The organism is Bacillus sp. TCT6 (assembly GCF_056033845.1).
The window spans coordinates 4,867,204-4,890,328 of record NZ_JBVYHX010000001.1 but is presented as its reverse complement, the minus strand read 5'-3'; the positions used below and the strand labels follow the sequence as shown (position 1 = coordinate 4,890,328).

Genomic DNA, 23,125 nt, shown 5'->3' with positions numbered 1-23,125 from the left:
TAAAAGAAAGAGTTGTTCCATAAGAATGAATGGAGTAAAGCTTTTATATTGGGGGAAAATAGGATGAAATTTTCAAAGCCACTTTTTATTACAGTAGCGCTCTTAATAGCGCTCGTTATCATTGTACCTGCAGCCCTTGTTATCCCATTTGCGAAAGCAAAAGTAGGGGAAGAAACGGCCTCTAAAACTCCTCCAGCGATAGAAAGTATACCAGCTCCAGGAAAAGTAGATACAGCGGTTCAAGTTGCTGTATATCGTGAGAAACAGAAGAAGGTAGAATCATTGCCTATGGAGGAGTATGTGACCGGTGTAGTAGCTTCTGAGATGAATGCCAGTTTTGAAATAGAGGCACTAAAGGCACAGGCATTAGCAGCGAGAACATTTGTAGTACAACGTATGCTAAGCGGAGGAAAGAAAAATAATGCGGACGTGACAGATACGGTGAAAGATCAAGTGTACAAAAGTAAAGAAGAATTGAAGAAACAATGGGGTAATAACTACGAAAATAATTTGAAGAAAATCGAAGAAGCCGTTTCGAAAACAGCAGGACAAGTTTTAACATATGATGGAAAACCAATTTCAGCATCCTTCTTCTCAACGAGTAATGGCCGGACAGAAAATGCAGCTGACTATTGGGGAAATGATTATCCGTACTTGAAAAGTGTAGATAGTCCGTGGGATCAAGCCTCTCCAAAGTTTACGAGCGAGCAAACATTTACAGTAGCTGATTTTCAAAAACGTCTCGGTGTGAAAGTACTAGCAGACGGGAAGGTTGGAAATATTAAAGACCTTACGGAAGGAAAGCGCGTAAAGGATGTAGCTTTTCAAGGAAAAACATTAACAGGAAAAGAAGTTCGTGAAAAGTTAGATTTACGTTCTTCTGATTTTACGTGGAAACAACAAGGAGATAAAATCATCGTTACGACGAAAGGCTTTGGTCACGGCGTTGGTATGAGTCAATACGGAGCGAACGGTATGGCAGCGGAAGGAAAGAAATATACAGATATCGTCGCTCATTACTATAAAGGCGTTGAAATAAAGACGATGAATGATTATGAAGGAAAATTGATGGTGAAGAAATAGGTGTCAGAACTCTGGCACTTATTTTTTGTTTAAAATATCATAATTTTCCATTAACTGTTTGATATAATAGGATAAAAAGGCATTTGGGGGAGATGAAATGGTGCTACTGGAGTTGAAACAGTTAGGGAAAACGAACCAATTACCGGTAATTGACCTAAAAGTCGCGAAAGGACAATGTGTTGTTTTGCAATGCAATAATCATACAGCTAAAGTGTTGCACCGCATCATTATAGGCGAAGAAGAAGCGTCGACTGGCAATGTACTGTTTGAAGGGGGAGCAATTGGAAAGAAAAATTATCCACGCATCGGCTTTTGTTTTTTGAAAGATGAGGCATATGATCGTTTGAAGGTGAAGGAATACTTTAAGTTTTTAATAGGGCTTTATGAATCAAAGATAAGCATAGAAGAAGTTGTGCAGTCTGTTGGTCTCCTAGATAAACTAAACGTTAAAATAGAAAAACTATCGTTTTCAGAGAAGCGTCGTCTTCATATTGGACGAGTGATGATTCATAATCCGGATTTAGTTGTTTTGGAAGAACCGGAGCAAAATGTAGATATAGAGAGTACGATCATTATTCGAAAAGCAATCATGAAAATGAAAGAGCAAGGAAAGGCAATCTTTATTACGTCATCATTTCTATCAGATGCCCTCTCGTTAACAGAGGATGTATACATATTAAACAACGATGGTGTGAAAAAGATAGAAATTGAGCAAGAGGAAGTGGAAGAAGTCGATGAAGAAAAAGTCATTCAAATGATCCCGCAAATGAAATTAGAAAGAATACCAGCGAAAGTGAACGATAAAATCATTTTACTTGATCCGATGGAAATTCATTTCATTGAAACGCAAAACGGAGTAACACATATTCACGTTCGTGAAGGGGATTTCGTATGCGCTTTAACATTAGGTGAACTAGAAGCAAGGTTAACAGGTTTTGGTTTCTTTAGATGTCATCGCTCGTACCTTGTAAATTTACAAAGAGTACGAGAAGTGATTACCTGGACTCGTAATAGTTTTAGCTTAATTTTGGATGACGAAAGAAAAAGTTCAATTCCGCTTTCAAAAGGACGCATGGATGAATTAAAAGGCGTGATTGGGCTATAAAAAGTGCTCCAATAAGCTCAACATGCGATTCATTCACCGGTAAAAATACTCCTTTTACCGGTATTTTACTGTGTAAACCCTTTGTTTTTCATATGATTGAGTCAAGAAAAGCGAAACAAACGAACGAAAAGCGCTAAAGCGACTTTCATCTATAAAGAAGAAAAACAAAGGGGATGACGAAATGACATTGGCAATTGAAATGAAAGATGTAATGAAAAATTTCAGTGGAAAAACGGCACTTCGAAATGTAAATATTGAGGTGAAGCAAGGAGAGATATTCGGATTCCTCGGACCGAGTGGATCTGGTAAGACGACAACGGTAAAAATTTTAACTTCTCAATTGCTTCATAGTGTTGGAACGGTAAGAGTATTAGGGAAAGATATTACAGGACCAAGTAGCATCGATTACAAACAAATTGGTATTTTAACAGATAACAGCGGCTTATATGAAAGACTTAGCATTTATGATAACTTACTATTATTTTGTGACCTATACGATTGTAAAAAAGAACGAATCGATGAAGTACTAGCACAAGTAAATTTATTAGATGATAAAAAAACACCAGTAAAGAAACTATCAAAGGGAATGAAGCAACGCGTCACACTAGCAAGAGCAATCCTTCATAAACCAGATATCCTCTTCTTAGACGAACCAACATCTGCACTCGATCCAGTAAACGTCCAAAACATTCATAAAATCTTAAAAGACTTAAATGAAGAAGGAACGACCATTTTCTTAACGACTCACAACATGGATGAAGCAGAAACGCTTTGTAACCGTATTGCCTTCCTTTGTGGCGGAGAAATTGTAGCGCTTGATACGCCAGAGAACCTACGCTTAAAATACGCTAAGGATCAAATAGAGGTCGTATTAAAAGATAAACAAAAAGAAGTAGTGCAAAAAGATGAATTAGGCGCAAAACGTATTTCAGAATGGATGAAAAAGGGCGAACTGTTATCTATTCATTCACACGAGCCAACGCTAGGCGATATCTTTATTGAAGTTACTGGGAGGGGATTATAATGACATTTTCAATGAAACGGTTTTCGGCTATTGTAAGAAAAGAAATAAATGATGCAGGTAAAAACTCACAAGTTATATTAATGGCGCTATTACCTATTCTACTTGCTGTATTCTATAGTAATATGGATTCTATAAAAGAGTTCTTTGCAGGTTTTGTTATTGTAATGACGATTACCATGGTGGGAAGTTATGTGCAAGCAATTATTATTGCAGAGGAGAAGGAAAAACACACGTTACGAGTATTGATGTTGTCTCCAGCAAGTCCAATAGAAGTTATTTTAGGTAAAAGTGTATTAACTGTATTTTTTGTACTAGCATCTAGTTTTATTAGTTTAGTGATTTTAGATACTTTTAAAGGAAATATTGGTATGCTAGTTATTATTATTTTAATAGGAACATTGTTATGTGTCGTTTTAGGTACTATAGTTGGCTTACTATCCCAAAATATAGCACAAACATCTATATTGGGGCTTCCGATTTTTATAATATTCATAATGGGGCCGATGCTACAAGAAATGGTTAAGAATGAATTTATTATAAAAGTAGTTAATCTTCTTCCGACAAATCATGTTATGGAGGCATTGCAAAAAGTTATAAAGGGAGAAGGGTTTATTGCGATTCAAGAACATATTTTAAACAATACAATTTGGACTATATGTCTTATCATTCTTTGTATTATTGTGTACAAAAAGAAACAATTAGACTAAAAACTGAGCCGAAACGCTCAGTTTTTTCTTTTTTTCTATCATTTCCTCGGAAATTTTACATTCCTTATACATATTTTTACAGATTTTGTCGAAAAGTAATTAGTTATACGTTGTATAGGATACGTGAATATTGTTCAAAATGATTGCTGAGGTGATGATGGAATGCGAGGAAGAAATAATAAAAAGTCGCAAAAGGTAGTACATTTATTTCAGAAAAGATGGGTGTTTCCGGCACTATACATTGCTTGTGCAGCGGTAATCTTAATGGTTGCGCTATGGTTCCAAGGAGCTAATCCGAAGAAGACTCCAAACCACGATCAAGCAACACCGTATACACAATCGGAAGATCCAGCAGTACCAGTAACGAAATCTTCAGAAGTAGTGAAAATGCCAGCTGCCGCGAATGCGGAAGTAGTCGTACAGAAGAAATTCTATGAAGATGCAGCAACTGAGGCGGAACAAGAAAAAGCACTTGTCTTTTATAACAACACATATTCCCCGAACAAAGGAATTGACATTGCTGCGAAGAATGGGAAAGAGTTCAATGTTGCTGCTGCTTTAAGTGGTACAGTAACGAAAGCTGAAAAAGATTCACTTCTTGGTTATGTTGTAACAGTTGATAGTGGAAATGGTGTAGCGGTATCTTATCAAAGCTTAGGCAGTGTGAAAGTAGAAAAAGGTGCAAGAGTTGCACAAGGTGAAGTATTAGGAACATCCGGTCTAAGTGCAATGAATAAAGAGGCAGGCTCTCACGTTCACTTTGAAGTACGTAAAGACAATGTGGCTGTGAATCCTGAACGTTACTTAAATAAATCAGTAACAGAAATTAAAGCTGATGCAGGTGCTGCAAAAGCTACGAATGCTTCTGGTAAAAAAGCTGACGACAAATCTCAAAAAGAAGAGAAGTCAACGAGCACGAAACCAGAAAATAAAACAGAAGACAAGTCTCAAAAAGAAGAGAAATCAACAAGCGGTTCAACTAGTGACAAAAAAGAAGAACCGAAGAAAGAAGAAAAATCAACAAATGGTTCTACACAATCATCTAACGATTCTTCTTCACAAGAATAAGAAAGTGAAAAAATCAGTTCTCATTAGGAGAACTGATTTTTTTATTTCTATATAAAAATAATCAATTTCGAGAAAAAAGTTGCAAAAACAAGGAAAAATGACGAGATTCTCGAATATATATTACAAAAGGGAGGGGATACTGTGTCATTTTTATTTGTTCTGTCGACTGCTATTATTTTATTGTTTGTTTTATTCACTTTATATTATTATATTGCCGGTAAGAAAGAGGTTCCCCACCATCAGTTGTTAGAAGAAGAATTGGAACGAGAAGAATGACGCCTTTTATACAAGGTGTCATTTTTTTTGGCCATAATAGTCAGTTTTAACGTATTTCTCACAAAAAAATGTAATTTTTCTTAACTTAGTCCGCAAAAATAGTGAACATGTAGCATATATCAGTAGTGCGGGCAATACAATGGTATAAACCAAAGCAAAGAGAGTGTTTGAGGTGAGAAATCGTGAATCATTTCATTATAAATCCAAGAATGTTTAACGCTTACAAACAGCACTCACACTTACTTCTTAGTCGTATGCAGCGAGGCTCATTTCACCCTTCTCACATCCAAATTAGGGAGGCGAGTGGTGTGCACGATTACATCAAAGAGAGAACTATCAAGATTGGTAAGTATATCGTGGAGACAAGAAAGACAGTGCGTGTCATTGCAAAGGAATTTGGGGTATCAAAGAGTACAGTTCATAAAGATTTAACAGAACGTCTACCAGAGATTAATCCAGAGCTCGCAAATGAAGTAAAAGAAATTCTTGATTATCATAAGTCTATTCGTCATTTAAGAGGTGGAGAAGCAACAAAACAAAAGTATAGAAAAGAAGATGTAGAGAAGCCTGTACGTCAATAATGTTACAGTAGCAAACATTCCGTTCACATTCGGTAATATTTTTCAGAAGAATTCTTTTTGCGAATATTACGTTTCTGTTAAATTTATGATAAAATCAGAAATTAGGTGAAAAGAATTCGGGTGTAACCTGATTTTGAATATCGAGGAGGAAAAAACGGGAATGTTTGCGCGAGATATCGGAATTGACCTAGGTACGGCTAATGTATTAATTCATGTTAAAGGTAAGGGTATTGTATTAAACGAGCCATCTGTTGTGGCAATTGATCGTAATAGTGGTAAAGTATTAGCAGTCGGTGAAGAAGCGAGAAGTATGGTGGGACGTACGCCTGGTAATATTGTAGCAATTCGTCCGCTTAAAGATGGTGTAATAGCAGATTTCGAAATTACAGAAGCAATGTTAAAGTATTTCATTAACAAATTGGACGTAAAGAGCTTCTTTTCAAAACCTCGTATTTTAATTTGTTGTCCAACAAATATTACATCAGTAGAACAAAAAGCAATTCGTGAAGCTGCTGAACGTTCAGGTGGTAAAACAGTATTTTTAGAAGAAGAACCAAAAGTAGCCGCAGTTGGTGCTGGTATGGAAATCTTCCAACCAAGCGGTAACATGGTTGTTGATATTGGTGGAGGTACAACAGATATCGCTGTACTATCTATGGGTGATATTGTTACCTCTTCCTCTATCAAAATGGCTGGCGATAAGTTTGATATGGAGATCTTAAACTATATTAAACGTAAGTATAAGCTATTAATCGGGGAACGTACTTCAGAAGATATTAAAATTAAGGTTGGTACAGTATTCCCAGGTGCACGTAGCGAAGAACTTGAAATTCGCGGACGTGACATGGTAACAGGCTTACCACGTACAATTACAGTATGCTCTGAAGAAATTACAGAAGCATTAAAAGAAAATGCAGCTGTTATTGTACAAGCTGCAAAAGGCGTATTAGAGCGCACACCACCAGAATTATCTGCAGATATCATCGACCGCGGTGTTATTCTAACAGGCGGTGGAGCTTTACTACACGGTATTGACATGCTTCTAGCAGAAGAACTAAAAGTACCGGTATTAATTGCTGAAAACCCAATGCACTGCGTTGCGGTTGGTACAGGTATTATGTTAGAGAATATCGACAGATTACCAAAGCGTGCTTTGAGATAATTTGAAAGAACTAAGGCTGACGCCTTAGTTCTTTTTTTCGTTTTTATATTTTTTTATTTTGATTTTTTGCGAAAATGGAAGGAAAATAGAGAAATATGAAGGAAACAGGTAAAATATTCATATATATGGTTAAATTTAATATTTCCTTATTTGAAAACGTTTATAATATAATGAGTCGAATACGACATTAAGGCAAATAATGTTTCAATACATATTGCCTTTCCCTAATTTGGGCATACACTCTTTTCCACCTCCGTGTCAGTTGCAAAAATGTGCAACTATTTTAATGGAATAGAGTGTGTGCATTTTTTTTAGGAAGCTGTGCTAAATATAAAATGTTACTTTGTAATGACAAACAATAAACAAAATGGGATAATAGCAATATGTCCGAGTGGTAAGACCAATATTACAAAAGGGGCGATTGTTACATGCTAAATATAGAACAAATTAAAGAAATCATTCCTCACCGCTATCCATTTTTGCTTGTTGATAAAATATTAGAAGTAGATGAAGGAAAAAGAGCGGTTGGGATTAAAAATGTATCCGCAAACGAAGAATTCTTTAACGGACACTTCCCTGACTATGCAGTTATGCCTGGTGTACTTATTGTAGAAGCATTAGCGCAAGTTGGAGCAGTTGCAGTATTAAAGAAAGAAGAAAACCGCGGAAGACTTGCTTTCTTTGCAGGTATCGACAATTGCCGTTTCAAAAAACAAGTACGACCAGGTGATCAGCTTCGTCTAGAAGTAGAAATGACACGCGTACGCGGCCCGATTGGAAAAGGAAAAGCAATCGCAACAGTAGATGGTGAAGTTGCATGTGAGGCAGAAATTACATTTGCGATTGGTGATAAAAAAGAATAGAAATTAAAAAATCTCCTTGTGAAAAGACAAGGAGATTTTTTAATTTCTGCTATATAACGATGAAACGATAATTTACAAACTAATCAGAAAATAACTTGTAAATAGATGGAAATTACCATATACTTACTTTATTGTTTATCTAGAAAACAGGATAAGTGATAAAGGTAATAAAGAAATAAGGGCATTGTCATATTGTTAAGGTACTTAAATAAGACAAAGTAGAATGTTATTGATTATGATGAAATGTGGGGAACTCAGCAAGAATATTAATTAGACGTATGAAATCGAGCATAAAAGAGAGAAAAGGGAAATGTCGCATTTCACAAAAGGAGATTATGAATATGTTCGGGAGAAAGAAAAGAAAACCATTACGACAATTAATTACACATAAAGAGCCTAAATCGCGTATTACAGAACAATACCGTAACATTCGTACAAACATTGAGTTTACATCTGTAGATAATCATGTTCGTTCTATCATTGTTACTTCAGCAGATCCAGGTGATGGGAAAACAACAACAATCGCAAACTTAGCAGTCGTTTTCGGACAACAAGGAAAGAAAGTTTTATTAATTGGAGCTGACTTGCGTAAGCCGACGATACAAAACTTATTTGCCATTCATAGTTCAAATGGGTTAACGAACTTATTATCAGGACAAGCAAAACTTATGCAATGCATTCAAAAAACAGATATAGAGAACGTATACTTAATGGCAGCAGGTCCAATCCCGCCAAACCCAGCAGAACTATTAGGGAGCCGGGCAATGGACGAGGCGTTGCTAGAAGCATATAACATGTTTGATATTATATTAATTGACACACCACCTGTCCTTGCGGTTACGGATGCACAAATACTTGCGAATAAATGTGATGGAATCGTACTCGTTGTACGCAGTGAAAAGACAGAAAAAGATAAAATCGTAAAAGCGAAACAAATATTAGATAAAGCATCAGGAAAAATACTTGGAGTCGTTTTAAACGATAAAAGAGAAGAAAAAGAGCAGTATGGTTATTACTAAAATAGAAAAAAGCCAATAAGGAATACTTGTTGGCTTTTTTCTCATTTTGAAATTTATTTCTCAAGTTACATAGCATAAAAAACATGATATGATAAATAATTTGGAAAATCATTGGAATGTGTTGTCATATTTAAGATTATTTTGTAAGATTAAACTTGTTTCTTGTGAACAAATATAGAACTGAATTATTAAAAATAAAAAATGTAAGATTTATATGTTATAATTTTTCCTATGTGTAAATTTTAGAAAGTTGGAGGAACTTATGGAAGAAACAATTAGTTTAAAAGAGTTATTTCATATCTTAAAAAAACGTTTAGCAATGATCCTCGTAATCGCATTTGGTGCAGCTATAGTAAGTGCTATCATTAGCTTCTTCTTTATGACACCAATCTATCAATCTTCGACGCAGATTCTTGTTAACCAGAAGAAGCAAGAAGGGGCAGCTATTCAATACAATGAGGTACAAACAAATATTCAATTAACAAATACATACAAGGTTATCATTAAAAGCCCTGTTATTTTGGATCAAGTGAAAGAAAAGCTAGGTTTAAATATAACAGTACAAGAGCTAAACAATAAAATTGAAGTAGCTAATGAGAAAGACTCACAAGTAGTGGCGGTAACTGCGCAAGATAAAGACCCAAAACTAGCTCGTGATATTGCTAATACAACTGCAGAAGTGTTTAAAGGTGAAGTTGCTAAAATTATGAGTGTTGATAACGTAACAGTGTTATCAAAAGCAGAAGTTGCAGAAAATCTATCTCCAATTAAACCACGTCCAATGCTAAATGTAGCAATCGCTTTCGTTATTGGTTTAATGGTTTCAATTGGTCTTGCATTCTTACTAGAATACTTAGATAACACAGTGAAAAAAGAAGAAGATGTTGAGAACTTACTTGGATTACCAGTGTTAGGTATCGTTGCTCGTATGGATGAAGAAACAATGAACGTGAAATCGCACGCTCCATCATCAAGAAAAGTGAGGGGACAAACAATTGGCTCTTAATTTATTTAAAAAGAAACAGAATCATCGTCAGCGTCGTCAATTAATTGCTCATCAACAACCGAAATCACCAATTTCAGAGCAATATCGTAATATTCGAACCAATATTGAATTTGCAGCTGTTGATACGAATTTACATTCACTAATGGTAACATCTGCGAACCCAAGTGAAGGGAAAACGACAACGACAGCAAATATGGCAGTTGTGTTTGCTCAACAAGGGAAAAAAGTATTATTAATTGATGCGGATATGCGTAAACCGGCAATGCATCAAATGTTCCAAGTAGATAATATTTTTGGACTAACGAACGTATTAACACATAGTGAACGTTTAGAGAAATGTGTGCAAACAACATTAGTAGATAATCTACACTTTTTAGCCTGTGGTCCAATCCCACCAAACCCGGCCGAATTGTTAGGCTCAAAGTCAATGAAAGAACTTCTTGGACAAGCATACAGTATGTACGATCTAGTTATTTTTGATATGCCACCAATTTTAGCTGTAACTGATGCGCAAATTATGGCAAATGTATGTGATGCTTCTATTCTTGTTGTTCGTAGTGAATCAACAGAGAAAGAAACAGCAGTAAAAGCAAAAGGATTGTTAGAATCGGCTAAAGGTAAATTGTTAGGTGTTGTTCTGAACGATCGTGAACGTGAAGAAGGCTTATATTATTACTACGGTGCAAACTAATTAAAAGAGTGAGATATGGTTGAAACATATCTCCTTTTTTCCCTTGAATATGAGATTTCTCATATTCAAGGGAAAAAAGATTTTTATATGAGAGAGGGAGGATAAAATAAATGATTGATTTACATTGTCACATTTTACATGGCATCGATGACGGTGCACAGACAGTAACAGATAGTTTAGCAATGGCGCAACAAGCCGTAGCAGAAGGAATACATACCATTGTTGCTACACCACATCATCAAAATGGCAAATATGTAAATGAACGTACCTCAATTATTCATCACGTAAAACAACTAAATGATGAACTACAACAATATAATATTCCACTTACTATTTTACCGGGGCAAGAGGTCAGGTTATATGGTGATTTATTAGAAGACTATGAAGCTGGTAAAATCGTTACTTTAAATGAAACAAATAAATATATATTCATTGAATTTCCATCGAATCACGTACCTCGTTATGCTGAACAATTATTATACGAATTACGTGTAAAGGGAATGATTCCAATTATTGTTCATCCAGAACGTAATGCCGAGTTAATCGAGCGGCCAGATAAGTTATATAACATTGTAAATAAAGGGGCATTAACGCAAGTAACGGCGGGTAGTTTATTAGGGAAATTCGGTAAAAAAATTAAAAAGTTTTCACTTCAACTTGTAGAACATAATTTAACACATATGGTCGCTTCAGATGCACATAACACAACGTCAAGAGGATTTCATTTAGCGGAAAGCTATGAATTAATTGAGAAAGAATTCGGGATGAATGTTATGAGTGATTTAAAAGAAAATCCGTATTTATTAATTAGCGGGAAGGCAATTTACAAAGAAGATCCAGAACAAATCCGTCGTAAAAGATTGTTCGGTATTTTTTAAATAAGGAACTGGTGATGTCTCCTAACCGTTATCAATGGAGGCACTCGGTCGTGCTGTGGGTAGAAAATTTATTTTCGAACCTACCTTAGACGCTTGTCGTCGGGAGTATGACGTGAGGATGGGTTGGATGCCCATAATTTATTTCTAATAGAAACTCTACCTATGGAGTTATAAGTATGACTCTATAGGTAGGGTTTTTGTTATTGTTACATGTTAATAAATAGATTTATAGGGGGCCTATAATTGAAAAAAGTAAGAAAAGCGATTATCCCAGCTGCTGGTCTTGGGACAAGATTTTTACCAGTGACGAAAGCAATGCCGAAAGAAATGTTACCTATCGTCGATAAACCGACAATTCAATACATAGTAGAAGAAGCGATAGAATCAGGTATTGAAGATATCATTATTGTGACTGGAAAAGGAAAACGTGCCATTGAAGATCATTTCGATCATTCTTTTGAACTAGAACAAAACCTTTTAGAAAAAGGGAAGTATGAAATGCTTGAAAAAGTACAAGCATCTTCAAAAATTAATATTCATTACATAAGACAAAAGGAACCAAAAGGTTTAGGGCATGCAGTATGGTGCGCGCGTAAATTTATTGGAAATGAGCCATTTGCCGTGTTACTTGGTGATGATATTGTCCAAGGCGAAACACCATGTTTACGTCAATTAATGGACCAATACGAGGAAACACAATCATCTGTTATTGGTGTAAAAACAGTACCAGAAAATGAGACACATCGTTACGGTATCATTGATCCAATCGAACAAAATGACCGTCGTTATCAAGTGCGTCAATTTGTAGAGAAACCAGCTCAAGGAACAGCACCATCAAATTTAGCAATTATGGGTCGTTACATATTAACACCGGAGATTTTTACATTTCTTGAGAACCAGCAAACAGGTGCCGGTGGAGAGATTCAATTAACGGATACAATTCAACAATTAAATGAGATTCAACGAGTATTCGCGTATGACTTTGAAGGAATACGTTATGATGTTGGGGAGAAGTTGGGTTTTATTACTACAAACCTAGAGTTTGGGTTGCAGAATGCTCAATTAAGAGAAGAACTTATAGAGTATATTAGCAATTTATTTCAAAACAGATTGGATAATTTTAGATAGAATAAGAGGTGCAGCATTATATGGCTATGAGAGAAATGAAAAAATATCCCCTAGATGAAACAATTGAAACTAATATTAACCTTCCTAATCATTACATTTATTTTACTTTAAAAAATACGGCTGATTTTCTTATGGCATTACTGGGTCTTGTAATTCTTTCGCCGATATTGTTACTTTTTGTTTTAGCTATAAAACTTGAGTCAAATGGCCCGGCTTTTTTTCTTCAAGAGCGTGTGGGATTAAACGGAAGAGTGTTTAATATAATAAAATTAAGGTCAATGTATATTGATGCTGAGAAAAATGGAGCACAATGGGCGAAGAAAAATGATGCTCGTGTTACAAAGATAGGTGCTTTTATTAGAAGAACTAGAATTGATGAGATACCGCAACTAATTAATATGCTAAAAGGTGATATGAGTTTGGTAGGACCTCGTCCAGAAAGACCAATATTTACTGAACAATTTAATAAAGAAATCCCTGGATTTAAAAATCGTATAGTTGTAAAACCAGGGATTACTGGGTGGGCACAAGTAAATGGTGGATATGATATTTCACCAAAGGAAAAATTAGAGTTTGATATTTACTACATAAAAAATTTAAGCCTATTTATGGACGTAAAAATAATATTTAAAACTATTAAGGTTATTTTTACTGGAGAGGGCGCTAGGTAAGAAGAGTAGAGGGTACCTTATAGAAAAACTAAAAAGTTAAATAACATTTTATATTAGAATGTTAATAGTTAAAAAAGATATATTTTAGAGGTGTAATGTATATGAGAGAATTGGTTTCAATTATTACTCCAGTCTATAATGCTGAAAAGTATTTGAGAAATACCATTGAATCTGTGATAAATCAGAATTATTCTAATTGGGAATTAATAATTGTTGATGATTGCTCCAAAGATAGCAGTCGATTAATTATTGAACAATATATGGAGTCCGAGAAAAGGATTAGGCTAATAGCTCTAGATGAAAATAGGGGAGTTACTTTTGCTAGAAATACAGCCATAAAGGCCGCTAATGGGAAATATATTGCTTTTTTAGATAGTGACGATTTGTGGCATCCTAATAAATTATCAATTCAGTTAAGTTTTATGCAGAAAAACAATTATGTTTTCTCCTTTTCAAGTTATGAATGGATGAATGAAGATGGGACAACGTTTAATAAAATAATCGAGGCGCCTAGTGTTGTTGACTATCATAGGTTATTAAGAGGTGGTAACCCAATAGGGTGTTTGACAGTTATGATTGATAAAGAACAGGTTGGAGATATCGAAATGCCAGATTTAAGACATGAGGACTATGCAACGTGGTTGAGTATCATGAAAAGTGGAGTTATAGCTTATGGAGTAAATGAAAATTTAGCTTCATATAGAAAATCAAATAATTCGCTAAGTTCAAATAAATTCAAAACCATTATATGGACTTGGAATATATATAGGAAAAATCAAAAACTTAGTTTTTTAAAATCAATGCAATGTTTAGTGATGTATATTTGTAATACATCACTAAAATATTTGAGGAAATAAATGTAAAATCAAAACCTTATTGGAGAAAAGCATATCCATTAGGGATATAAAAGAAAAAATATATCAATGTTTATGGTAGTATGTACTGCTTATTTGGTATGTACTTTTTAACAATTATGTTAGGGATAAATTATTAAGAGTTTAATATGTAAAATTGGAATGGTACCTAATAAAAAAGGAGTAATTATGAATATAGAAATGTTAGTATCCACGATGAATCAAACAAATTATAATTTGATTCATCGTATGAATATAAAAGATAGAGCAGTGATTATAAATCAGTTGACAGATAATAACATCCAAATCCCACGGAATTTGGATGAGGAAAAACTTAAATTTATTAATGTGCATGATAAAGGATTGAGTAAAAGCAGAAATATGGCAATTAAAAATTCAAGTGGCGATATTTGTGTGATTTGTGATGATGATTTATTTTATCATGATGATTATACAAATAAAATAAAAACAGCATATGAAGAAAATGCAGAAGCAGATGTAATAATTTTTTGTTACGATACAGATGGAAGACATAAGAAAAAATTTTACAAAGAAGCGAAAAGCCTTGGATATATAGATGTGATGAAAGTATCTTCAGTACAAATTACTTTTAGAAGAAAATCCATAATAGAGAATGACATCTATTTTGATGAGTTATTTGGAACTGGTTCTTCTTATTATCAGTGTGGAGAAGAGAACATTTTTCTTTTTGAATGTCTAAAAAAAGGGTTGAAAATTCATTTTGAACCTGTATCTATATTATCTATTGATAATAGTGATGAATCAACTTGGTTTAATGGTTTTAATGATAAGTTGTTTTGGGATAAAGGAGCAATGTTTACTGCATTAAGTAATAAATTTTATCACTTTCTAATATGGCAGTTTGCTATTCGTAAGTATAAGTTATATCGACATGAAACAAATTTCATTAAGGCAATTAACAGTATGTATAAAGGTCATAAAAATTATCTCAGTATCCATAGATAGAAGAATGCTAGATAATGTTAGGTAGGCAAGGGTATAAAAATTATATATTTTTATTAAGTATAATATATAATTTTTATGAAGTAATCGACATAATTTAAGCAAGTATTTGGAGTGAAGCAAATTGAAGTTATTTTTTGTAGGTGATTTTGATAGTGACAATGGGCCAGCTAGTGTTAACAAAGCGTTAAAAAAATATATGCCTAATAATACATTATATTCAATGGAAACTAAATTGTATAAAAGGATAATAGAATTGTATTCAAAGATAAGGAAGTCTGATGCAGTCCTTTTTTCAGGTTTGTCAAAAATTAATATTATTGGATTCAAAATTGCAAAATTACTGGGAAAAAAATCAGCATATTTAATGCATGGGAGCGCGTTGTTAGAAGGTAAAATAAATCAAAATTCTAACTCTAAATTGATTAATGTGGAGAAACAAACATTAAAAGTGGCACCGATTACTATTTGTGTATCAGAAAATTTTATGGAATCCATAAAGGTTAGTTATCCTCAGTGGATTGACAAATTAACTTTTGTAAATAATGGAATTGATTGGGGGATGATCGAAGCATCGGATTATGAGAATGTAAAAAGGGAACCTAAAACATTATTATGTGTAGGTGGAGGTGTCCCTTTAAAAAAAATTAAAGTAGTTTGTGAAGCTATTGATTATTTGAATACACATAAGAATTCTAATTTAAAGCTAATAGTTATAGGGGCTGTTGGAAAAGATACTAATAAAATTAAGTCATATCCTTTTGTGCAGTATATTGAAAAGGTAGCAAAAAAAGATATGGAATCTTATTACAAAAAATCATATTTGTATATTCAAAATAGTGAATTTGAAACGTTTGGCCTTGCAACAATGGAAGCCTTAATAGGCGGTTGTAATTTGCTCATTTCACAGAATGTTGGGGCAAAAGCGATTATTAATGGTTTAGAAGCAAATGATTTGATTAATGATGTCGATAATATAAAAGAGATTTCAAACAAAATAATGCATAATTTATTTAATAGTAACAATAATAGGTTGATCAATAGTATAAAAAAAGATCAAACATCAGTAGAAAGTTCTTATAAAAAAATAATGCATATTTTAGCAGAAGCAGAGTAGAAGTTAATTGTTATTTTTAGAGGAATTACTTGTAATTAGAATATCAGAGAAAAATAATTAATAAGGAAAATCTTTGGTGAAATATATGTCTATAAGAGTCGATAATACTGCAGTTTTAAAAATAAATAGTTTCATAATATCATTGATTGTCTTTTTAAATATTTATCAAATAGGTTTGAATTGGTTATTTGGTATCTCTTTTAACATGGCAATAGAGTATTTGTTCATTCCATTATTGTTCATGATAAATAAATTTCAATTGAAGATTTTTAGAAACTATAAACTTGTGTTTTATATGTATTTTATGATACTTTCATTTACTATTACATTTTATTTGAATAATAATGCCATGTTATCATATTATTTCAATCACTTTGTTTTATATGGATTGATATTATTAATTGTCTTCTTGTTCCCTATCAGTCATGAATACTTATATAAGTATATTTTATGGCATTCCTATGCTATAACGTTGATATATATGTCTGCATTATTTATGGGAAAAGTCAGCATTATACATGATTACATGACATGGGGATATTATTGTGTATTTGGTTTAAGCTTTATTTTAGGTGACGCAATTATAAATAAAAAGTTTTTTAAATTAATATGTTTAATTCCCTTGCTAGGAATAGCTTTTATTAATGGTCCTAAGGGAGCTTTTATTATAATAGCAGCTCTTCTAATAATCTGTTTTTATCAATTGACAAATAGTTGGTTAAAAAGGGTTTCAATGTTAATAATACTTTCGGTTTTAGCATTAAATTTTGTTGGCTTATTAAATGGATTAATAAAGATTCTTGAAAATATTAGTTTTACTGCAAATAGTTATTTCATTAATAGTTTAAAAAGTGTTTTATCAGTAGATAAAATTTCAGGCGTCTTTGATAATCGTGATTTCATTTATGGATATGGTATACATACGATAGAGGAGAATGTCTTTGGTATTGGAATAGGTAAATTTCAATCGACATATGGAGTCTTCCCACATAATATATTTTTAGACATATTTTCAACCTATGGTATTCTTCTGGGTGGTTTAATAGTTGTCTTTTTAGTATATGAAATAGTTACTTGTTTTATGGTTGTAAAAAATAAAAAACAATTAATAATATTTATAGTTGTTTTAAGTAATTCATTTAAGTTGTTAGTGTCAAAAACTTTTATTTATGATCCTGTATTTTGGCTTTTGATTTGTATTATGGCAGTTATAAAAGGGAAGAAGGATAGCTTAAGTAATAATAAGGTGTCTAATTGAGATTTTTTATATATTACATGAATATGGCTTTAGAAGGGATGAAAGATGGAGAACCTAACAATTTTTACACCTACATATAATAGAGGATATCTTATACAGCGATGCTATGAGAGTTTATGTCGGCAATCTAATAAAAATTTTGTTTGGCTTATTGTAGATGATGGTTCTATCGATAATACTGAACAAATAGTTAATTCTTTTATTAAGGAAAAGAAAATCAAAATAATTTATTCTAAACAAAAAAATAGTGGTAAACAAGTGGCACATAATACTGGTGTATTAATGTGTACAACAAAGATATTTGTTTGTGTAGATTCAGACGATTACTTGTCAGATAATGCAGTACAATTGATTTATGATACTTGGGATAAGATTGAAAGTGATAGAAAATTAGCTGGTATAATTGCTTTAAAAGGAAACACCTTTAGTGAAGTAGTAGGTACAGAGATGCCGAATAATATTGAAAGATCGTCTATCTTTAATCTCTATGAGAAGTATAAATTTAAAGGTGACGCAATGTTGGTATTTAAAACAGATATTTTAAAAAAGCATTTGTTTCCTGTTTTTGAAGGAGAAAAATTTATTACGGAAGCTGTTGTCTATGATCAGATAAGCCAGAAGTATGAGATGAAATTATTAAATAAAGTCTTGTATTTCTGTGAATATTTAGATGACGGATATTCGAAAAATATACAGTCAATTCATAAGAAAAATCCTAAAGGATATATGTATTTTTTAGAGCAAAGAATTGAAAACGCAAGAGATTTAAAAAGTAAATATAAAGCAGTTTCATATTATATTGCAGGGTGTTTAGAAATAAAAAGTATATCAGCCTATATAAATTGTGATTTTGGTTTCTTAAAATTTATTTCGCTCCCAAAAGGTTTAATTATATATATAAAGCCAATTATAAAGAATAAATTAGTTAAGTATAACATAATAAAATTCTAATACATTGAGGTGAAAGCATTGAATAATGCTAAGGTAAGTATAGTAATTCCAACTTACAAAAGGGCGGATAAAATTGTAAGAGCTGTGGAGAGTTGTATTAACCAAGATTATAAAAATATAGAAATAATAGTTGTGGATGATAATGGAGATGGTTCGGAATTTAGAGCCAAGACCAAATCTTTAGTCAGTCCATATATTGAAAAGTACGGGGTTAGATATATAGAACATGAAGAAAATAAGGGTGGAGCAGGCGCTAGAAATACGGGAATCAGGGAGGCAACGGGAATTCTGATTTCTTTTTTAGATGATGACGATGAGATATTACCTAACAAAATTTCAGAACAAGTTGAATTATATAATCGACATAAAAATGAAAATGTAGGACTAATATATTGTTATTGTGAAGCAGTAAATGCAAAAGGTGCGCATAAACAGTACTACAATAATGATTTGCAAGGAAATCCCTTATATGAAAACATGTTGGGATGTATCGCTGGAACTTCATTATGGCTTTGTCCGAAACACGTATTAGAAGATGTGGGGTATTTTGAGAATACACCTTCTAAGCAAGATACAATATTATTATTGAAAATTTTAGCTGCAGGATATAATGTTTTTAGAGTTGATCAACCATTAGTTAAATATTATGAATATAATGATGGGAAAATTAGTGGTATAGGTTTAAATAATATTAAAGGAGAATGTAATGCACGGGTATTTAGTAGAAAATATTACTATAAGTTGAACAATGTAAATAAAATGTTAAATGTAGAATATGCATTCTCTAAAAAATTATTAACTTTATATTTATTAAATGGACTAAATGATTTGGCTAAGGAAGAATTAAAAAATATGATTACCCTTAAACGTTATTCTTTTAATACTTTAAAAGGAGTATTAAAATACAACTTTAAAACTATTTATAAAATATTTATAAATAATAAAAATAAAAGGCTTACTTAAAATGAATAATGTAAAAAAGTTTAAAGTTAATAAATTCACCAGTAATACAATTTGGTTAATATTAGAGAAAATTTTTCAATTAATTTTAGGTTTAGTTGTAGGAATCTGGACAGCTAGATATTTAGGGCCTTCAAATTATGGAATATTAAATTATGGCGCCTCATTTATCGCTTTTTTTTCTGTAATATGTAGCTTAGGGTTAGAAAATGTAATCATTAAGTATTTTGTTGATTATCCAAGGAAAAATAATATAATTCTCTTTTCCGCTATAATAATTAGATTTGTTACCTCGATAATATCTATATTAGTGATTTGTTTGATAGTTTCAATAACTCATTATGATGAAAAACTAGTTATTGCTGTTATAACATTACAATCATTAGCTTTAATATTTAATTCCCTTGATACAATTGATTATTGGTTTCAATCGAGATTAATGTCCATGTATGTGGTAATAGCAAAGTCAGTCACGAGGTTTATTGTTAGCATTTGGAAAGTGTATTTACTAATTTCAAATGCTTCATTACAACTTTTTGCCTTATCAAGTTCAATTGAAGCTATGATTCTAGGTGTGATTTTATTAGTAGTCTATTTTAAAAAAAATCCCATTAACTTCTCTTTTTCCAAATATTATTCAAAAGAGCTGTTTTTGAATGGCTATCATTTTATTTTATCAGGTCTTTTAGTAACTCTCTTTACTCAGATGGATAGAATTATGTTGGGAAATTTGATTGGACAAGAAAGTGTTGGGATATATTCTGTTGCATCAAACATAGCGACTTTGTGGTATTTTGTTCCATTAGCTGTGATTAACTCTGCTAGACCAATTATATTAAAAATGAAACAAATATCTATAGTAGAATACCAAGAGAAATTAAAGCAATTGTATGCATTTATTTTCTGGTTAGGGTTACTAGTATCTTTATTTATTACAGTATGCTCTAATTTGATAATACAAACATTATACGGACAACAATATATTGAAGCAGCTATTCCACTTGCGATTTTAATATGGGCGAGTGTTTTTTCTTTGTTAGGAACTGCTCGAAATATTTGGATAGTAAGTGAAGGAGTTAACAAGTATACAAAATATTATTTTTTAATAGGTATGTTTGTGAATTTTGTACTTAATTACATCTTTATAAATTACTTTGGTGTAGTAGGTTCTGCTGTAGCAACTTTAATTGCCCAAATCATTACTACAATTGTGGCCCCATTGTTTTTTGCAAAAACAAGAGAATCTACATATTTAATGAGTCAAGCAATGATGTTAAAGGGTGTAATACCAAAACGAAAAGCGGAGAAATAATTAAGAATTTTTACGATAGATAAAATATACTCTATAGTGTTAAATTAATACTATTTATAGTAATTATAAGCAGTTAAAATATAGTAGTAAAACTTATTTTTTAGGATCTTAAAAGAAATTTTAAGGATAATTTTACTATTTTAGTAGATTAGTGCAAAAATTATTGATAGATAAGGAAGATAATAATGAAAATAGCTGTAGCTGGAACTGGATATGTTGGATTAGTAACTGGTGTGTGTCTTGCAGAACATGGACATTTCGTTTCTTGTGTAGATATGAATGAAGACAAAATACAACTCTTAAAATCTGGAAAATCTCCAATTTATGAGCCAGGGCTTGAAGAGTTAATGGTTAAAAATATGGATAAAATTAAATTTACTACAAATTATAAAAAGGCTTATAAAGATGCTGATGTTATTTTTATAGGTGTGGGGACCCCTGAGAAAGCAGATGGTTCAGCTGATTTACAGTATCTTTATTCGGTAGCGGTTCAAATTGCAGAAAGTGTTGAAAAAGATTGTATTGTAGTGGTGAAATCAACAGTTCCTATTGGTACTAATGAACGGTTAGAATACATTATCAAAAATAATCTTATGAATGATGTGGTTATACATGTTGCATCAAATCCAGAGTTTTTATCACAAGGTTCGGCAGTTAGGGATACATTACATTCTTCAAGAATTATTATCGGGGCAGAAGAAGAAAGTGTAGCGGATATTTTAAAAGAAGTATATAAAGATTTTGGTGCACCTATATTGGTAACGAGAAGACGAAGTGCAGAAATGATTAAGTATGCATCTAATGATTTCCTTGCGCTTAAGATTTCATATATTAATGAAATTGCTAACCTATGTGAAATTGTCGGTGCTGATATTGATGATGTAGCTAAAGGCATGGGATATGATAGTAGAATAGGGAATAAATTTTTGAATTCAGGTATAGGTTATGGTGGTTCCTGTTTCCCAAAAGATACTAAAGCGTTACATTGGTTAGCTAATTTCCATGACTATGAATTAAAAACGATTAAAGCAGCTATAGATGTTAATGAGAATCAAAAAATAAAATTAATCAAAAAATCACGTAAATACTTTGAAAGTTTAAACGATGTAACAATTGCTGTTTTAGGTTTAACCTTTAAACCAGGGACAGACGATTTAAGAGAGGCACCATCTTTAGTTAATATACCTATTATGTTAGACGCTGGAGCGAATGTGAGGGTTTGGGATCCGGTTGCTTTTGATAGGTTTAAGGAAATGTACCCTAATGAAATAACATATTGTGCAACTATTGAAGATGCATTATTAGGAGCAGATATATGTTTTATTTTTACTGAATGGGAAGAAATAAAAGATTTTGAAATATCTAAGTATGGGGATTTAATGAAAAATCCAATAATTATAGATGGAAGGAATTGTTATGAATTAGATATTATCAAAAAGGATAATGTTATTTATGATTCCATTGGAAGAGAGACGATTAATAATTTAAAATATAGCATGTCCTAAAATCTAGAATATGTATAACGGTTAATGATAGTTGAATAAGTATGAGGGAATTTTTCTATATTAGTTTAGTTTGGTAAAATAGGGTTTTTATTTCTATGCAATAAAAACCCTATTTTAATTTGGAATCTTCATACTCTATACGTCAGTGTTATTTGGGATTTGGGGTATAGGAGAGAAAACTGCATATGCTTTTGTTTATACAGTTTCATGTAGAATGTAATTATTGTTTTTTTCTTTGAATTTTGCACTAGCTGGTATAAGAAAAAAGTTTTGTTTTGGATACTTGGTATTACCTTATTTGTTGGTGGCCTAGATATGTCGATAGCAACTGTAGAAAAACTCTTAAATATCCCTAGCAATTATTGTATCGAAGTGAATATGGAGGGATTTAGAGATATTGTAGCTGTAGTAGATATTAATAATGTCTTAGAGTTTTCCTTGGAAGAAAAGTGTTTTAAAAAAGGAATATTCACTTAACTGATGATTAAGCTTTAGCTTATGCATGCATAGAGAAGAGCCACATGGTGACTTTGGTCATCAAATGCGTCAATGTCAAGTTATGCAAACTTATCTTCGTTAGCTCATTATGTAGAGATGCTTATAGCAATTCAACAAAATGTGAAAATAAACTTAATGCAAGATTAAAATACTTAGTATGCAAAAGAATCATAAAGATTGCTTGAAAAAAAGTGAAGATATTCAAATCCCAGGTGATGGTCATAAAGCATCTGATAGTATCTACTATTATGTTTCAGATTTAGCGAAACAAAATTTAACAAATAAATTACGAACACATCTTGACTTAAATAAGTGAAAAAAACAATTCCTTTGGAAGGAGTTGTTTTTTTGTAGGCTTATATTGTGAGATAAATAGATAAGTCGAATTAATGAATAAGAAAGTAGTACTTGCCTTATTTGTTTT

General features: G+C 32.2%; 23 protein-coding genes and 1 pseudogene. All 24 read left to right on the top strand.

Going from position 1 to position 23,125, the window contains the following annotated elements; genetic code table 11:
- The first annotated feature begins 63 nt into the window (after positions 1-63).
- Positions 64-1,083 (top strand): stage II sporulation protein D, encoded by a 1,020-nt coding sequence (gene spoIID / locus AC0ONG_RS25180; protein ID WP_000672656.1) that lies wholly within the window; start codon positions 64-66, stop codon positions 1,081-1,083.
- A 97-nt stretch (positions 1,084-1,180) separates the two neighbouring features.
- Positions 1,181-2,188, top strand: a complete 1,008-nt coding sequence (locus AC0ONG_RS25175) for a LytTR family transcriptional regulator DNA-binding domain-containing protein (protein WP_081143265.1) — start codon at positions 1,181-1,183, stop codon at positions 2,186-2,188.
- 181 nt (positions 2,189-2,369) lie between these two features.
- Positions 2,370-3,212 carry an ABC transporter ATP-binding protein gene (locus AC0ONG_RS25170; protein ID WP_400521849.1) on the top strand — a complete coding sequence of 281 codons (843 nt, stop codon included), beginning with the start codon at positions 2,370-2,372 and terminating at the stop codon, positions 3,210-3,212.
- Positions 3,212-3,919 (top strand): ABC transporter permease, encoded by a 708-nt coding sequence (locus AC0ONG_RS25165; protein WP_000144420.1) that lies wholly within the window; start codon positions 3,212-3,214, stop codon positions 3,917-3,919. Before AC0ONG_RS25170 ends, AC0ONG_RS25165 begins: the two co-directional genes overlap by 1 nt.
- A gap of 162 nt (positions 3,920-4,081) precedes the next feature.
- Positions 4,082-4,987, top strand: a complete 906-nt coding sequence (locus tag AC0ONG_RS25160) for a M23 family metallopeptidase (RefSeq protein ID WP_001214924.1) — start codon at positions 4,082-4,084, stop codon at positions 4,985-4,987.
- A 141-nt stretch (positions 4,988-5,128) separates the two neighbouring features.
- Positions 5,129-5,263, top strand: coding sequence for a hypothetical protein (locus AC0ONG_RS25155; RefSeq protein WP_000008903.1), 135 nt, complete (start codon positions 5,129-5,131; stop codon positions 5,261-5,263).
- A 308-nt stretch (positions 5,264-5,571) separates the two neighbouring features.
- Positions 5,572-5,844 (top strand): sporulation transcriptional regulator SpoIIID, encoded by a 273-nt coding sequence (spoIIID, locus tag AC0ONG_RS25150; RefSeq protein WP_000544012.1) that lies wholly within the window; start codon positions 5,572-5,574, stop codon positions 5,842-5,844.
- A gap of 160 nt (positions 5,845-6,004) precedes the next feature.
- Entirely contained in the window at positions 6,005-7,006 is a 1,002-nt protein-coding gene (gene mreB, locus AC0ONG_RS25145; protein ID WP_000457978.1) for a rod shape-determining protein, read from the top strand.
- 428 nt (positions 7,007-7,434) lie between these two features.
- Complete coding sequence (gene fabZ / locus AC0ONG_RS25140) at positions 7,435-7,869, top strand: 3-hydroxyacyl-ACP dehydratase FabZ (protein ID WP_000931959.1); 435 nt, start codon at positions 7,435-7,437, stop codon at positions 7,867-7,869.
- A 341-nt stretch (positions 7,870-8,210) separates the two neighbouring features.
- Positions 8,211-8,888, top strand: coding sequence for a CpsD/CapB family tyrosine-protein kinase (locus AC0ONG_RS25135; RefSeq protein ID WP_000467944.1), 678 nt, complete (start codon positions 8,211-8,213; stop codon positions 8,886-8,888).
- Positions 8,889-9,150: 262 nt separating this feature from the next.
- Entirely contained in the window at positions 9,151-9,894 is a 744-nt protein-coding gene (locus AC0ONG_RS25130; RefSeq protein ID WP_042596756.1) for a YveK family protein, read from the top strand.
- A complete protein-coding gene (locus AC0ONG_RS25125; RefSeq protein WP_042596754.1) occupies positions 9,884-10,585 on the top strand; it encodes a CpsD/CapB family tyrosine-protein kinase in 702 nt (233 codons plus the stop codon). Before AC0ONG_RS25130 ends, AC0ONG_RS25125 begins: the two co-directional genes overlap by 11 nt.
- 110 nt (positions 10,586-10,695) lie before the next feature.
- Positions 10,696-11,463, top strand: coding sequence for a tyrosine-protein phosphatase (locus AC0ONG_RS25120; protein ID WP_474204403.1), 768 nt, complete (start codon positions 10,696-10,698; stop codon positions 11,461-11,463).
- Between the two features lie 243 nt (positions 11,464-11,706).
- A complete protein-coding gene (gene galU / locus AC0ONG_RS25115; protein WP_016079672.1) occupies positions 11,707-12,591 on the top strand; it encodes a UTP--glucose-1-phosphate uridylyltransferase GalU in 885 nt (294 codons plus the stop codon).
- A gap of 20 nt (positions 12,592-12,611) precedes the next feature.
- Positions 12,612-13,262, top strand: a complete 651-nt coding sequence (locus AC0ONG_RS25110) for a sugar transferase (protein ID WP_016079673.1) — start codon at positions 12,612-12,614, stop codon at positions 13,260-13,262.
- Positions 13,263-13,363: 101 nt separating this feature from the next.
- Positions 13,364-14,119 (top strand): glycosyltransferase family 2 protein, encoded by a 756-nt coding sequence (locus AC0ONG_RS25105; RefSeq protein WP_042596749.1) that lies wholly within the window; start codon positions 13,364-13,366, stop codon positions 14,117-14,119.
- Positions 14,120-14,305: 186 nt separating this feature from the next.
- On the top strand, positions 14,306-15,103 hold the full coding sequence (locus AC0ONG_RS25100) for a glycosyltransferase family A protein (protein WP_016079675.1): 798 nt from the start codon (positions 14,306-14,308) through the stop codon (positions 15,101-15,103).
- Between the two features lie 121 nt (positions 15,104-15,224).
- Positions 15,225-16,217: a glycosyltransferase family 4 protein gene (locus AC0ONG_RS25095; RefSeq protein ID WP_042596747.1), complete on the top strand. Its 993-nt coding sequence runs from the start codon at positions 15,225-15,227 to the stop codon at positions 16,215-16,217.
- A gap of 481 nt (positions 16,218-16,698) precedes the next feature.
- Complete coding sequence (locus AC0ONG_RS25090; RefSeq protein WP_223285820.1) at positions 16,699-17,475, top strand: O-antigen ligase family protein; 777 nt, start codon at positions 16,699-16,701, stop codon at positions 17,473-17,475.
- Between the two features lie 45 nt (positions 17,476-17,520).
- Positions 17,521-18,426: a glycosyltransferase family 2 protein gene (locus AC0ONG_RS25085; protein ID WP_042596743.1), complete on the top strand. Its 906-nt coding sequence runs from the start codon at positions 17,521-17,523 to the stop codon at positions 18,424-18,426.
- Positions 18,427-18,444: 18 nt separating this feature from the next.
- Entirely contained in the window at positions 18,445-19,389 is a 945-nt protein-coding gene (locus AC0ONG_RS25080) for a glycosyltransferase family 2 protein (protein WP_016079679.1), read from the top strand.
- A gap of 1 nt (position 19,390) precedes the next feature.
- Positions 19,391-20,698 (top strand): flippase, encoded by a 1,308-nt coding sequence (locus AC0ONG_RS25075; RefSeq protein WP_044798200.1) that lies wholly within the window; start codon positions 19,391-19,393, stop codon positions 20,696-20,698.
- 185 nt (positions 20,699-20,883) lie between these two features.
- On the top strand, positions 20,884-22,203 hold the full coding sequence (locus AC0ONG_RS25070) for a UDP-glucose dehydrogenase family protein (protein WP_042596738.1): 1,320 nt from the start codon (positions 20,884-20,886) through the stop codon (positions 22,201-22,203).
- Positions 22,204-22,506: 303 nt separating this feature from the next.
- Positions 22,507-23,017 (top strand): annotated as a pseudogene (locus tag AC0ONG_RS25065) (LCP family glycopolymer transferase); the annotation flags it as partial.
- Positions 23,018-23,125: the final 108 nt, after the last annotated feature.